12 protein-coding genes are annotated in these 13,394 nt (G+C 71.2%); 10 read left to right on the forward strand and 2 right to left on the reverse strand.

Features of this window, described 5'->3' with window-relative positions; all coding sequences use genetic code 11:
• Positions 1-166 precede the first annotated feature (166 nt).
• Genes ACFC1X_RS12675 through ACFC1X_RS12685 form a run of 3 tightly spaced genes read left to right on the forward strand, consistent with a single transcriptional unit; the run spans position 167 to position 3,510 of the window.
• Positions 167-1,189 carry an amidohydrolase family protein gene (locus ACFC1X_RS12675; protein WP_376351928.1) on the forward strand — a complete coding sequence of 341 codons (1,023 nt, stop codon included), beginning with the start codon at positions 167-169 and terminating at the stop codon, positions 1,187-1,189.
• A gap of 1 nt (position 1,190) precedes the next feature.
• Positions 1,191-2,108: an amidohydrolase family protein gene (locus ACFC1X_RS12680; protein WP_376351930.1), complete on the forward strand. Its 918-nt coding sequence runs from the start codon at positions 1,191-1,193 to the stop codon at positions 2,106-2,108.
• 43 nt (positions 2,109-2,151) lie between these two features.
• Positions 2,152-3,510 (forward strand): MFS transporter, encoded by a 1,359-nt coding sequence (locus ACFC1X_RS12685; protein ID WP_376351933.1) that lies wholly within the window; start codon positions 2,152-2,154, stop codon positions 3,508-3,510.
• A 7-nt stretch (positions 3,511-3,517) separates the two neighbouring features.
• Here ACFC1X_RS12685 and ACFC1X_RS12690 read toward each other — a convergent pair whose 3' ends face one another.
• Positions 3,518-4,015, reverse strand: a complete 498-nt coding sequence (locus ACFC1X_RS12690) for a DUF2975 domain-containing protein (RefSeq protein ID WP_376351936.1) — start codon at positions 4,013-4,015, stop codon at positions 3,518-3,520.
• Between the two features lie 189 nt (positions 4,016-4,204).
• On the opposite strand from ACFC1X_RS12690, the gene ACFC1X_RS12695 reads away from it, so the two are divergent.
• The 7 genes from ACFC1X_RS12695 to ACFC1X_RS12725 all read left to right on the forward strand — a co-directional run bounded on the left by ACFC1X_RS12695 (position 4,205) and on the right by ACFC1X_RS12725 (position 11,473).
• Positions 4,205-5,080 carry an SGNH/GDSL hydrolase family protein gene (locus ACFC1X_RS12695; RefSeq protein ID WP_376351939.1) on the forward strand — a complete coding sequence of 292 codons (876 nt, stop codon included), beginning with the start codon at positions 4,205-4,207 and terminating at the stop codon, positions 5,078-5,080.
• 30 nt (positions 5,081-5,110) lie between these two features.
• Positions 5,111-6,067: a GlxA family transcriptional regulator gene (locus ACFC1X_RS12700; RefSeq protein WP_376351942.1), complete on the forward strand. Its 957-nt coding sequence runs from the start codon at positions 5,111-5,113 to the stop codon at positions 6,065-6,067.
• 131 nt (positions 6,068-6,198) lie between these two features.
• Complete coding sequence (gene gap / locus ACFC1X_RS12705) at positions 6,199-7,197, forward strand: type I glyceraldehyde-3-phosphate dehydrogenase (RefSeq protein WP_376351945.1); 999 nt, start codon at positions 6,199-6,201, stop codon at positions 7,195-7,197.
• A gap of 49 nt (positions 7,198-7,246) precedes the next feature.
• On the forward strand, positions 7,247-7,750 hold the full coding sequence (locus tag ACFC1X_RS12710) for a peptidylprolyl isomerase (protein WP_376351948.1): 504 nt from the start codon (positions 7,247-7,249) through the stop codon (positions 7,748-7,750).
• Between the two features lie 136 nt (positions 7,751-7,886).
• Positions 7,887-9,365, forward strand: coding sequence for a glutamate-cysteine ligase family protein (locus ACFC1X_RS12715; RefSeq protein ID WP_376351951.1), 1,479 nt, complete (start codon positions 7,887-7,889; stop codon positions 9,363-9,365).
• 23 nt (positions 9,366-9,388) lie between these two features.
• Positions 9,389-10,231 carry a class II glutamine amidotransferase gene (locus tag ACFC1X_RS12720; RefSeq protein WP_376351954.1) on the forward strand — a complete coding sequence of 281 codons (843 nt, stop codon included), beginning with the start codon at positions 9,389-9,391 and terminating at the stop codon, positions 10,229-10,231.
• A gap of 303 nt (positions 10,232-10,534) precedes the next feature.
• Positions 10,535-11,473 (forward strand): TauD/TfdA dioxygenase family protein, encoded by a 939-nt coding sequence (locus tag ACFC1X_RS12725; RefSeq protein WP_376351956.1) that lies wholly within the window; start codon positions 10,535-10,537, stop codon positions 11,471-11,473.
• Between the two features lie 55 nt (positions 11,474-11,528).
• Here ACFC1X_RS12725 and ACFC1X_RS12730 read toward each other — a convergent pair whose 3' ends face one another.
• Positions 11,529-13,352, reverse strand: coding sequence for a glycoside hydrolase family 2 protein (locus tag ACFC1X_RS12730; RefSeq protein WP_376351959.1), 1,824 nt, complete (start codon positions 13,350-13,352; stop codon positions 11,529-11,531).
• Positions 13,353-13,394 lie beyond the last annotated feature (42 nt).

Below are 13,394 nucleotides of genomic sequence, written 5' to 3' on the forward strand. Positions count from 1 at the left end.
AAACCACGCCCGGCGGTGCGTTTCGCCTGGTCCGCAGGGTGGACGGACGGTGGCGTCCCGCTTTGTTAAGGCGAGGTTAGTTCTGTGTCCGGTCGTCTCCCGGCCCCCGCACGGCCGGGGAGAGGCTGCCGCGGTCGACGACGACCCGACCCGGAGGACCCAGCCCATGATCATCGACTGTCACGGTCACTACACCACGGCTCCACCGGCGCTGACCGCGTGGCGGGAGCGGCAGATCGCCGGTCTCGCCGGCCCGGCGGCGCCCTCGCCGCCGGACCCGCGGATCGGCGACGACGAACTGCGCGAGAGCGTCGAGCCGAACCAGTTGCGGACGATGGACGAGCGCGGCATCGACGTGACCGTCTTCTCCCCCAGGGCGTCGTTCATGGCGCACCACGTGGGCGACTTCCGTACGTCCGCCGCGTGGGCGGCGCTCTGCAACGAGCTGTGCCACCGCGTCGCCGGGCTCTATCCCGGGCGCTTCGCGCCCGCCGCCATGCTGCCGCAGTCGCCCGGTGTCGACCCGGCCACGTGCGTCCCCGAGCTGACCCGCTGCGTGGAGGAGTACGGCGCGGTCGCGGTGAACCTCAACCCCGACCCGTCCGGCGGCCACTGGTCCGCTCCCCCGCTCACCGACCGCTCCTGGTACCCGCTCTACGAGAAGCTGGCCGAGTACGACGTCCCGGCGATGATCCACGTCAGCACCAGCGTGAACCCGGCCTTCCACACCACCGGCGCGCACTATCTCAACGCGGACACCACGGCGTTCATGCAGCTGGTGCAGGGCGACCTGTTCGCGGACTTCCCGACCCTGAAGCTGGTGATCCCGCACGGCGGCGGGTCCGTGCCCTACCACTGGGGCCGGTTCCGGGGTCTGGCCATGGCGCTCGGGAAGCCGCCGCTGGAGGAGCACGTCCTCGGCAACGTCTTCTTCGACACCTGCGTCTACCACCAGGCGGGCATCGACCTGCTGCTGGACGTGGTCCCCGCCCGCAACGTGCTGTTCGCCTCCGAGATGATCGGCGCGGTGCGGGGCGTCGACCCGCGCACCGGCCACCACTTCGACGACACCCGACGCTACGTCGAGGCGTCCGCGCTGCCCGCGGAGCAGGTCGCCGCCGTCCAGGAGCACAACGCTCGTTCCGTCTATCCGCGCCTCGACGCGCTGCTGAAGCGGCAGGGGCGCTGACATGGCCGACCTCGCCCCGAAGACCCCGGGCTGGCTGGACTGGCACCCGAACCCGTCCGTGCCCTCCTTCCGGCTGCCGCCCGGCACGGTCGACGCGCACTGCCATGTCTTCGGCCCGCAGGCCGAGTTCCCCTTCGCCCCGGGCCGCAAGTACACCCCCTGCGACGCGGGCAAGGACCGGCTCTTCGCGCTCCGCGACCACCTGGGCATCGCCCGTACGGTGATCGTGCAGGCCACCTGCCACGGCGCCGACAACAGCGCCATGCTGGACGCCGTGCGGGCGAGCCGCGGACGGGCCCGCGGGGTCGCGACCGTCCGGCCGGACATCGGGGACGCCGAGTTGCGGTCGCTGCACGCGGCGGGCGTGCGCGGGGTGCGGTTCAACTTCGTGCGCCGCCTGGTCGACACCTCACCGAAGGACGAACTGCGCGCGATCGCACGGCGGATCGCCCCGCTGGGCTGGCACGTCGTCCTCTACTTCGAGGCCGCCGACCTGCCCGAGCTGGAGGGCTTCTTCGCGTCGCTGCCCACGCCGCTCGTGGTGGACCACATGGGCCGCCCGGACGTGACGCGGCCGGTGGACGGGCCCGGGTTCGCGCGCTTCCTGCGCTTCACCGAGCGCAACGACGTGTGGGTCAAGGTGTCCTGCCCGGAGCGGCTGAGCGTGACCGGGCCTCCCGCCCTCGACGGTGAACGGGAGCCGTACGCCGACGTCGTGCCCCACGCCCGCCGCGTCGTCGAGGAGTTCGGCGACCGCGTGCTGTGGGGCACCGACTGGCCGCACCCGAACCTCACCGGCCACATGCCCGACGACGGGCTCCTCGTCGACCACGTGCGGCGGGTGGCCGTCACCGAGGAGCAGCTCCACCGGCTGCTGGTCGACAACCCGGCCCGCCTGTACTGGCCCGGCGAGCGGTGAGCCGCCCGGTGCCGTCCCCGACCTCCTCGACAAGGACCCCGTCATGCAGCACGCCAACGCCCTGAACCGCCTGGACCGGCTGCCGGTCGCCCGGTTCCACAAAGTCACCCTGCTCGCCGTGTCGTTCGCGTACTTCTTCGAGTTCGCGGACATCAACACCTTCGCCACCACCGCCCCGAAACTCGTCGACCTGTGGGGCATCACGGTCGACCAGATCGCCTACGTCACCTCGCTGTCGTTCGTCGGCATGTTCCTCGGCTCGATCGTCGCCGGGGCCGTCGCCGACCGCCTGGGCCGGAAACGGACCCTGCTGCTGACGACGCTGTTCTTCGGCGTCTTCTCCTTCGCCTCGGCGTTCGCCTGGGACCTGGTGTCGCTGACCGTCTTCCGGGTACTGACCTCGGCCGGTCTGGCGGCGATGACCGTGGTCGCGGTCATCTACGTCAACGAGATGTACCCGTCGGCCGTCCGCGGCAAGTACCAGGCGTACGCCATCGTCATCGGCATCTGCGGCACCCCGGTCACCAATCTCGTCGCCAGCGCGGTCGTGCCGCTCGGCGACTGGACCTGGCGCCTGGTCTACCTGTGGGGTTCCCTCGGCATCCTGCTCGTCCTGTTCACCCGGCACCTGGTTGAGTCGCCCCGCTGGCACGAGAGCCGGGGCGACCACGCGAGCGCGGACGCGGTGCTGCGCGACATCGAGTCCCGGGTCGCCGCCGAGCACGGTCCGCTGCCCGAGCCCGAGCCCCCGGTCGAGGAGCAGCCGGTGACCAAAGCACCGCTGCGGCTGCTGCTCCAGCGCAAGTACCTGTACCCGACGCTGCTGCTCACGGTCCTGTGGGTCACCCAGACCATCGGCTTCTTCGGCTATTCGAGCTGGGCGCCGACCCTGCTGGCCAAGGAGGGCTTCAGTGTCGAGAAGTCCGTCTTCTACGTGGCGCTGACCACCGTCGGTGCCCCGCTCGGCTCCTATCTGGCGGCCCTGGTGACCGACCGGTTCGAGCGCAAGTGGTGCCTGGCCGCCTTCGGCACGCTGATCGCGCTGTGCGGGCTGCTGTACGGCCTGACGTTCAACCCGGTGCTCATCATCGTGTTCGGCTTCCTGGTGAACCTCTTCGAACGCGGTTACACCGCCCTCGGGTACGCCTACTCGCCCGAACTGTTCGACACGCGCGGCCGGTCGCTCGGGACGAGCGTCTCCTACGGCCTGGGCCGGCTGTCGAACGCGGCCGGGCCGCTGATCGTGGCGGCCCTCTACAACGCCCACGGCTACCGGAGCGTCTTCTACTTCATCGCCGGCACCTGGCTGGTCGGCGCCGTGGTGCTGAGCGTCTTCGGACCGCGGACACGGCGGGCCCGGCTCGCCGCGCCGGACCGGAAGCGGGACGCCGTGCCCGGCTGAGGCGGCGTCAGACCACCGCGGCGATCTCGGTCTGCAGCTGCGTGGCCTTGCGCAGGAGGCCGCGCATGACGACCACGAGCATCACGAAGGCGGCACCGACCCCCACGCCCACGACGGCGGCGCCCAGCGCGCCGATCAGCTCCATGCCGTCGTCGGGCGAGGGGATCTCGGCCACGGCCAGGTGGACGGCGACCCCGACCGCCAGCAGCGTCGCCACGGCCGCGGCGCCGATGACGGTGTCGACCCAACGGAACGCCCGCCGGGTGAAGATGGCGTCGCGCTCGACCATGCCGAGCAGCATCCACACCGCGGCCAGCGCGACCTGGACACAGACGACGCCGACGACCGCCACCGCCACGTAGGGCGCGGCGAACGGGGCGTAGGGCGGGAAGCGGTCGACCTCGTCGGAGGCGGTCGTGGGTATGACGACGAGCTGTCCGAAGAGGCCGAGCAGGATCGCGGCGGCGATGCCGGCCCGGAGCGCGGCGATGAAGAGACGGTGCATGTATCGATTCTCAATTGGAATCGATCGAAAATCAATCGACCTCGCCGAACAGCGGTTCCACTGCAAGAAGTTCAGTCAACAACGTTGACTTGGAGTCAACGACACTGCACATTACTTAAAAGTAGAACCGACCAGTAACCAGCGGCCGCACTCCGCACTCAGCACCCCGCACTCCAGAAGAGGGAGCACATGCCGAAGCATGCTCTGCGCCGTGTCATGACCGCGACAACCGCTGCGGTCGGTGTGCTGGCCCTCGGCCTCGCCGACGCCACCGCGCACGCCGCCACCCCCACCCTCGACTACGTGGCCCTCGGCGACAGTTACAGCGCCGGCTCCGGGGTCCTGCCCATCGACCCCACCAACCTGCTCTGTCTGCGTTCGACGGCGAACTACCCCCACGTCATCGCCGACGCGACCGGCGCCCGCCTCAAGGACGTCACCTGCGGCGCCGCGCAGACCTCCCACTTCACCCAGGCCCAGTACCCCGGTGTCGCACCCCAGGTGAACGCGCTGAGCGCCGGCACGGACCTGGTCACCCTGACCATCGGCGGCAACGACAACAGCACCTTCATCAACGCCATCACGGCCTGCGGCTCCGCGGGCGTCCTCAGCGGCGGCAAGGGCAGCCCCTGCAAGGACAGACACGGCACGTCCTTCGACGACCAGATCGAGAACAACACCTACCCCGCGCTCAAGGCCGCCCTGCGCGAGGTCATGGAGGCGGCGCCCAACGCCCGGGTGGCCGCCCTGGGCTACCCCTGGATCACACCGGCCGCCGCCGACCCGTCCTGCTTCGTGAAGCTGCCGATCGCCGCCGGTGACGTGCCCTACCTGCGGGGCATCCAGGCCCACCTCAACGACGTGGTCGAGCGCGCCGCCGAGGAGACCGGAGCCACCTTCGTGGACTTCGCCGGGGTCTCCGAGGGCCACGACGCCTGCGAGGCACCCGGCACCCGATGGATCGAGCCGCTCCTCTTCGGCCACAGCCTCGTCCCCGTGCACCCCAACGCGCTCGGTGAGCGGCGGATGGCCGAGCACACCATGGACGCCCTCGGCCTGGGCTGATTCCACCCGCGCCCCGCGTACGCTGGGCGCGTGCCGTCCTCCCGCCTGCGCCGCGTCGCCGTCCTCGTGCTCGAAGGCGCGAAGCCGCTCGACGTCGGCATCCCGGCGCAGGTGTTCACGACGCGCGCGAGCATGCCGTACGAGGTCCGGGTGTGCGGCGCGGCGCCCGGCCTCGTCACCGGCGGTGACGGCCTGTCGTACCACGTGGCCCACGGCCTGGACGCGCTGGCGTGGGCCGACGTGGTCTTCATCCCCGGCTACCGGTCCCCCGACCGCGACGACCCGCCGCCGGCCGTCGTGGAGGCGCTGACCGGGGCCCACGGCGGGGGCGCGCGGCTGGCCGCCATCTCCACCGGCGCCTTCGCGCTGGCCGCGACGGGACTGCTCGACGGCCGGCGTGCCACGACGCACTGGCACTACACACGGGCACTCGCCCGGAAGCATCCCCGGGTGCGGGTCGACGAGAACGTGCTCTTCGTGGACGAGGGCAGCGTGCTCACCTCCGCCGGCGCCGCCTCCGGCATCGACCTGTGCCTGCACATCCTGCGCGGCGACCTCGGGGTGGCCGCGTCGAACCACGCCGCCCGGCGCCTCGTGGCGGCCCCCTACCGCAGCGGCGGCCAGGCGCAGTACGTGCCGCGCAGCGTGCCCGAGCCGCTGGGCGAGCGGTTCGCGGCCACCCGCGAGTGGGCGCTGCGCCGCCTCGGCGAGCCGCTCACCCTGGAGGCCCTGGCCCGGCACGCCACGGTGTCGGCGCGCACCCTGTCCCGGCGCTTCGTCGAGGACACCGGCTACACACCGATGCAGTGGATCATGCGGGCCCGCATCGACATGGCCCGTGAGCTGCTGGAACGCTCGGAACGCGGCGTCGAGCAGATCGCCGCCGACGTCGGCCTGGGCACCGGCGCCAACCTGCGCCTGCACTTCCAGCACATCCTCGGCACCACCCCCAGCGAGTACCGCCGCACCTTCGCCCGGGGCGACTGACCGCCCCCGCCCCCACCCTCGGCCCTGGCGCGATCCTTTCGAACCGTGGCACTCACGCCGCTGCCGTCCGTGGACGCGGCGCGCGAGCCTGGTGGCGAAGGACCTGGCCGCGCAACGAAGGGACAGCGCACATGACGCGCATCGGCATCAACGGATTCGGCCGCATCGGACGGAACGTGCTGCGCGCACTGCTCGAACGCGACTCCAAGATCGAGGTCGTCGCCGTCAACGACCTCACGGAGCCGGCCGCCCTGGCCCGGCTGCTCGCGTTCGACTCGACGTCCGGCCGGCTCGGGCGCCCCGTGAGCGTGGACGGGGACACCCTCGTCGTCGACGGCCGCCGGATCAAGGTGCTGGCCGAGCGCGAGCCGGCCCGGCTGCCGTGGGCCGAACTGGACGTCGACATCGTGCTGGAGGCCACCGGCCGCTTCACCTCGGCCGCCGCCGCGGGCGGCCACCTCACCGCGGGCGCGAGGAAGGTCCTGGTCAGCGCGCCGTCGGACGGCGCCGACGTGACGCTCGCGTACGGCGTGAACACCGACGCGTACGACCCGGCCGCCCACACGATCGTCTCGAACGCGTCCTGCACCACCAACGCCCTCGCGCCGCTGGCCGCGGTGCTCGACGAGCTGGCCGGCATCGAGCACGGCTTCATGACGACGGTGCACGCCTACACGCAGGAGCAGAACCTCCAGGACGGCCCGCACCGCGACCCGCGCCGCGCCCGCGCCGCCGGGGTCAACATCGTGCCGACCACCACCGGCGCCGCCAAGGCGATCGGCCTGGTGCTGCCCGGCCTGGACGGCAAGCTGTCGGGCGACTCGATCCGCGTGCCGGTCCCGGTGGGTTCGATCGTCGAACTGAACACGACCGTCGCCCGCGACGTGACCCGCGAGGACGTGCTGGCGGCGTACCGCACCGCCGCCGAGGGCCCGCTCGCGGGCGTGCTGGAGTACTCGGAGGACGCGCTGGTCTCCTCCGACATCACCGGCAACCCGGCCTCCTCGATCTTCGACTCGGCCCTGACCCGGGTGGACGGCCGGCACGTCAAGGTCGTCGCCTGGTACGACAACGAGTGGGGCTTCTCGAACCGCGTGATCGACACGCTGGAACTGCTCGCCACACGCTGAAGGGGAAGCCGGTTCGGCATCACGGGGCCTCGCACGTCACAATGGTGCGATGAGCAATTCCAAGATTTACTTCGACATCGACATCGACGGCCAGGATGCGGGCCGCATCGTCTTCGAACTCTTCGAGGACGTCACCCCCAAGACCGCCAAGAACTTCATCGAGCTGGCCACGGGCGAGCACGGCTTCGGCTACGCGGGCTCCCCGTTCCACCGCGTGATCCCGCAGTTCATGCTCCAGGGCGGCGACTTCACCAGGGGCGACGGCACCGGGGGCAAGAGCATCTACGGCGAGAAGTTCGCGGACGAGAACTTCCAGCTGAAGCACACCGGCCCGTACCTGCTCTCCATGGCGAACGCGGGTCCGAACACCAACGGCTCGCAGTTCTTCGTCACCACCGTCCCCACCCCCTGGCTGGACGGCAAGCACGTCGTCTTCGGCAAGGTCGTGGACGGCACGGACCTGGTCGACCGGATCGAGACCTACGGCTCGTCGCCGTCGGGCCGCACCTCCGCGAAGATCACCGTGCGGGAGTCCGGCCGCGTCGAGGGCTGATCGTCCGCAGCAGACCCGAAGGGACGGGGCCCACCGCGTACGCCGCGGTGGGCCCCGTCCCCGTCTGGTGGGGTGGGCCGGGTGGTGCGACGCTGGGGTGGAGAGGTGTCCGACGACGGCAACCCCGGGAGGGCCGATGGGACGGGACGTCCCGGCGGTGGTCTTCACCCGTGAGGACCGCCGCCGGTACCGGATCAAGATGCAGGAGTGCCTGGAGGCCTTCGCGCAGATGCTGCGCGAGTCCCGGTTCGAGACGGAGCGGCCCCAGGTGGGCCTGGAGATCGAGCTGAACCTGGTCGACGACCGGGGCGAGCCGGCGATGCGCAACAGCGACGCGCTCGAGGCGATCGCCGACCCCGCCTGGGCCACCGAGCTGGGCCGCTTCAACCTGGAGATCAACATCCCGCCCCGCCGGCTGACGGCGGGCGGCCCCGACGCCTGGGAGACCGAGATCCGGGCGGCCCTGAACCACGCCGAGGACCGCGCCACGTCGGTCGGCGCCCACCTGATCATGATCGGCATCCTGCCCACGCTGCGCCAGTCGGACGTGGGCGAGGCGGCCCTGTCGGAGAACCCCCGCTACCGGCTGCTCAACGACCAGGTGTTCGCCGCCCGGGGCGAGGACCTGCACATCGAGGTGGACGGCGTCGACCGCCTGCGCACCTACGCGGACACCATCACGCCGGAGGCCGCCTGCACCAGCACGCAGTTCCACCTCCAAGTGGCGCCCGAGGAGTTCGCCGACTACTGGAACGCCGCCCAGGCGATCGCCGGCGTCCAGGTCGCCCTCGCGGCGAACTCGCCCTTCCTGCTCGGCAAGGAACTCTGGCACGAGAGCCGTATCCCCCTGTTCGAGCAGGCCACCGACACCCGGCCGCAGGAGATCAAGGCACAGGGGGTGCGGCCCCGGGTGTGGTTCGGGGAGCGGTGGATCAACAGCGTCTTCGACCTCTTCGAGGAGAACCTCCGCTACTTCCCGGCCCTGCTGCCGCTCTGCGACGACCAGAACCCCGCCGACACACTGGACCGCGGCGACGTCCCCGACCTGGGCGAGCTGACCCTGCACAACGGCACCATCTACCGCTGGAACCGGCCCGTCTACGCCGTCGCCCACGACAAACCGCACGTCCGGGTGGAGAACCGCGTCCTGCCCGCCGGTCCCACCGTGGCCGACACCCTCGCCAACGGGGCGTTCTACTACGGGCTGACCCGCGCCCTGGTGGAGGAGGAGCGGCCGGTGTGGTCGCGGATGTCCTTCTCGGTCGCCGAGGACAACCTGCACACCGCCGCCCGGCAGGGCATCGAGGCCCACCTCTACTGGCCCGGCATGGGCGAGGTCACCGTGCCCGAGCTGGTGCTGCGGCGGCTGCTGCCGCTGGCGCACCGGGGACTGGAGCTGTCCGGCATGGACTCGGCCTGGCGGGAGCCGCTGCTCGGCATCATCGAGCAGCGCTGCGTCACCGGCCGCAACGGCGCGGTGTGGCAGAAGGAGATGTTCCACCACATCGACGCCTCCGCCCGGCCGAGCCGCCACGAGGCGCTGCGCCGCATGACGCAGCAGTACATGGACTACATGCATCTCAACGCCCCGGTCCACACCTGGCCGGTCGACTGACGACGCCAGGGAGGCGGCGGACGATGTGCCGATGGCTCGCCTACTCGGGGACCCCCGTGCTGCTGGAGACGATCCTCTACAAGCCGCAGCACTCGCTGATCGACCAGAGCCTGCACTCCCGGATGGGGGTGGAGACGACGAACGGGGACGGGTTCGGCGTCGGCTGGTTCGGCCCCGAGATGCGGACGCCCGCGATCGTCCGGGAGATCGGGCCCGCGTGGAGCAACCGCAATCTGCGGGAGATCGCCGGTCATGTCCGCTCGCCGCTGTTCTTCGCGCACATCCGGGCGTCGACGGGCAGCGCGGTGCAGCAGACCAACTGCCATCCGTTCCGCCACGGACGCTGGATGTGGATGCACAACGGCGCGATCGCCGACTTCCACAAGCTGCGCCGGGAACTGGCGCTGGCCGTCGACCCGCGTCTCTACCCGGACATCGAGGGGTCGACGGACTCGGAGATGATGTTCTTCCTGGCCCTCACCTTCGGCCTGGAGGAGGACCCGCCGGGGGCCGTGGCCCGGATGGCGGGGCTGGTGGAGGAGGTCGGTCACGAGCACGGGGTGGAGTACCCGTTGCAGATGACCGTCGCGGTGACCGACGGGCGGCGCCTGTGGGCGTTCCGCTACTCCACCCAGTCCGACTCCCGGTCGCTCTACTACAGCTCACGGGTGGAGAGCCTGCGCGCCCTCCATCCCGACCTGCCGTTCCTGCGGGAGGCGTCCGACGAGACCCGCCTGATCGTGTCGGAGCCGCTGGGCGACCTGCCCGGCGTCTGGAACAAGGTGCCCGAGGGCAGCTACGGCGTGGTCCAGCCCGAGGGCGACGACATGCTCCCGTTCGTCCCCCGGCCGGTCCGGCACCGTTGACAGGAACGGCCAAAGATCACACAATCGGGGCCATGACCACATACCGGTTCGGCACCACGGCGGAGTGTCCCCGCGTGCCCGAGCGAACCGGTTGTGAGCGCTCCGGCCGATAACGGCCGTCCCCCGCACCGAAGGCTCGACGCGCGACGCGTCAGGGCCCTGTCGGTCCGTCTTCCGGCGAAGCGTTCTCCGGCGAACCGCTGAAACGCTCCGGAACCCTCACATTTTTCCGGCCATCGGGCGACGACGTCGTACCGCCATGGCCCGGTACCGCCCAGACCACCGCACCAGGGGAGGACTCCCATGACTGTCACGGCCGCAGACCCGAGCACCGTCCTGCGCGAAGCGCGCATCCCGGAGGACGGAATGTACGAGGGCCGGCGCATTCTGCGCCGGCTGCCCGATGGATGGCCGGAGCGGCCCTACGAGCACTTCGAGGTCGTTCCGCAGGCGCGCACCATCGGCGCCGAGATCCGGGGCGTCGACCTCTCGCGCCCGCTCGGCGCCACCCTGCGCGAGGAGTTGAACCGCGCCCTGCTGGAGTGGAAGGTGCTCTTCTTCCGCGCCCAGCACCTCACCTCCGGCCGGCAGCGGGACTTCGCCCGACACTGGGGCGAGCTGGAGACCAATCCCCTGCTCAGCGCCGGTGCCAGTGCGGACGTCGTCCGGTTCGACAAGGGCGCCGGGGGTGCGCCGACGTACGAGAACGTGTGGCACACCGACGTCACCTTCCGTGAGCGGCCCGCGCTCGGCGCCGTGCTCCAGTTGCGCGAGGTCCCGCCGTTCGGCGGGGACACGATGTGGGCGGACATGGCGGCGGCCTACGACAACCTGCCGCCGGAGGTGAAGGAGCGCGTCGACGGCGCCCGCGCCGTGCACGACTTCATCCCCGGGTTCGCGAGGTTCTACGGGCCCGAGCGGCTGGCTCCGCACCAGGACCTCTTCCCGCCCGTGGAGCACCCCGTGGTGCGCACCCACCCCGAGACGGGGCGGCGCATGCTGTTCGTGAACACGTCGTTCACCACCCGCATCACCGGCATGGACCGGGCCGAGAGCGACCGGCTGCTGCGTCTCCTATTCCAGCAGGCGCACGTGCCCGAGTACCAGGTGCGCTTCCGCTGGCAGGCCGGCGACGTCGCCTTCTGGGACAACCGGGCCACCCAGCACTACGCCGTGGGCGACTACGGCTCCGAGCGCCGGGTCGCCGAACGTGTCGCCATCGCCGGCGACCGCCCCTTCTGAGGAAACGGGGAAGGGGGCCGGAAGCGGTGTCCGCCCCCGGCCCCCCCGGGTCGGCTTACGCCTGGTCCTGCTCCTCGATGGCGGCCGGGCGGAGCTGCGCGGCCCGTACGCGGGCGACGTCGAGCTTCTCGCCCCGGTCGAACCGGTAGATGCCGTTCTGCTCCTGGAAGACGTCGGTCAACTGCGTGTAGCAGTAGCCGAACATGTCGCGGTCCTCCAGCAGCACCCCGGTGAGTCCGCTGAAACGCTCGTGGAACTCGTCCTCGTTGCGGACGCGTTCCCCGTAGCCCCAGGAGACCGTGCGGTCCTCGCCGGAGAGTTCGGCGGCGGCCTCGGGATCCCACCAGATGCCGCCGAACTCGCTGACGAAGTACGGCTGTCCCCGGTAGGGCTGGGAGTAGGGCGCGCCGTTCTCGTAGGCGTTGACGAAGGGCGCGTCCTTGGCGAGGCCGGACATCAGCTCCCGGAAGGCGGCCGGGTCCTGCTCGTAGTTGTGGGAGTCGTAGATGTCGGTCTCGGCGACCCGGTGGGCGTAGCCGGACGCGTCCACGACCGGCCGGGTGGTGTCCATGGCCTTGGTGGCCAGGAACATCGCCCGGGTCACGTCGTCGAGCTGGGTCATCCGGTCGTGCAGCTTCTGGTAGGTCTCGTTGAGTGGGCACCAGCCGATGATCGAGGGGTGCGAGTAGTCGCGCTCCAGCGCCTCCAGCCACTGGGCGACGTAGGAGGCGTCGGGCTTCTGGTTGTCGCCCGAGGAACCGCCCGTCTCGCAGCCCCAGTCGCCGAACTCGCCCCAGACCAGGTAGCCGAGGCGGTCCGCGTGGTAGAGGAAGCGCTCCTCGAACACCTTCTGGTGCAGCCGGGCTCCGTTGAACCCGGCCGCCAGGCCCAGCTCGATGTCCTTGACCAGTGCCTCGTCGGTCGGGGCGGTCATCAGCCCGTCCGGGTACCAGCCCTGGTCGAGGACGAGACGCTGGAACAGCGGGCGCCCGTTGATGAGGACGGCCTTGCCGCGCAGACCGACGGCGCGCAGACCGGCGTAGCTCTCGGCGCTGTCGACCACCTCGCCCGCCGCGTCGAGGAGTTCGAGGCGCAGGTCGTACAGGTGCGGGTCCTCGGGGCCCCACTCGCGGCGCCGGTCGTCCGGCACCGGCAGGTGCAGGCGCGGGGCGAGGTCCAGGTCGGCGCGGGCCTCGGCGCGGCTCACCTCGCCGGCGGCGTCGCTGAGCACGGCGCGTACCCAGTGGCCGGGCCGGTTGCCGGACAGGGGCAGTTCGAGGTGGAAGGCGGAGCCGGCCAGGTCGGGGGTGATCCGGGGGCGGCGCAGGTGGACGTCGGGGACGGGCTCCAGCCAGACGGTCTGCCAGATGCCGGTCACCCGGGTGTAGTTGCAGTCGTGGTTGGCGTACTTGATCGCCTGCTTGCCCCGGGCCTGCGGACCGGACTTGGGGTCGCGGGCCCGGACGGTGATCACGACCTCCTCGCCCGCCCCGGCGATGTCGCCGAGGTCGGCGGTGAAGGGGGTGAAGCCGCCGCGGTGCCGGACGACCTCCTTGCCGTCGGCCCACACGGTGGTGTCGTGGTCGACGGCGCCGAAGTGCAGCAGCACCCGGCGTCCGGCCCAGGCCGCGGGGAGGGTGAGGGCCTTCCGGTACCAGACGGCCTCCAGGAAGTCGGTGTCGCCGATGCCGGACAGCTCGGACTCGGGCGGGAAGGGGACGAGGATCTCGTCGCGCAGCTCGCGGTCGAGGAGCCCGCGGTCGAGCCCGCTGTCGCCTCGGTCGGTCTCGAACTGCCAGGCGCCGTTCAGGTTGAGCCAGTCGCGACGCACGAACTGCGGTCGCGGGTACTCCGGGCGCGGTACGGAGTGAGTGGACACACATGCTCCAGTCGATCGGTGGGGCGGCGCTCGGACGCCGGA

Origin of the sequence: Streptomyces sp. NPDC056128 (genome assembly GCF_042263835.1) — a bacterium.
Lineage (GTDB): Bacteria > Actinomycetota > Actinomycetes > Streptomycetales > Streptomycetaceae > Streptomyces.

Bases quoted from the DNA above. Each gene is read 5' to 3' on its own strand.
- ACFC1X_RS12725 (WP_376351956.1), top strand. From the start codon at position 10,535: ATGACTGTCACGGCCGCAGACCCGAGCACCGTCCTGCGCGAAGCGCGC.
- ACFC1X_RS12675 (WP_376351928.1), top strand. From the start codon at position 167: ATGATCATCGACTGTCACGGTCACTACACCACGGCTCCACCGGCGCTG.
- ACFC1X_RS12695 (WP_376351939.1), top strand. From the start codon at position 4,205: ATGCCGAAGCATGCTCTGCGCCGTGTCATGACCGCGACAACCGCTGCG.
- ACFC1X_RS12685 (WP_376351933.1), top strand. From the start codon at position 2,152: ATGCAGCACGCCAACGCCCTGAACCGCCTGGACCGGCTGCCGGTCGCC.
- ACFC1X_RS12690 (WP_376351936.1), bottom strand. From the start codon at position 4,015: ATGCACCGTCTCTTCATCGCCGCGCTCCGGGCCGGCATCGCCGCCGCG.
- ACFC1X_RS12680 (WP_376351930.1), top strand. From the start codon at position 1,191: ATGGCCGACCTCGCCCCGAAGACCCCGGGCTGGCTGGACTGGCACCCG.
- ACFC1X_RS12710 (WP_376351948.1), top strand. From the start codon at position 7,247: ATGAGCAATTCCAAGATTTACTTCGACATCGACATCGACGGCCAGGAT.
- ACFC1X_RS12720 (WP_376351954.1), top strand. From the start codon at position 9,389: ATGTGCCGATGGCTCGCCTACTCGGGGACCCCCGTGCTGCTGGAGACG.
- gap (WP_376351945.1), top strand. From the start codon at position 6,199: ATGACGCGCATCGGCATCAACGGATTCGGCCGCATCGGACGGAACGTG.
- ACFC1X_RS12715 (WP_376351951.1), top strand. From the start codon at position 7,887: ATGGGACGGGACGTCCCGGCGGTGGTCTTCACCCGTGAGGACCGCCGC.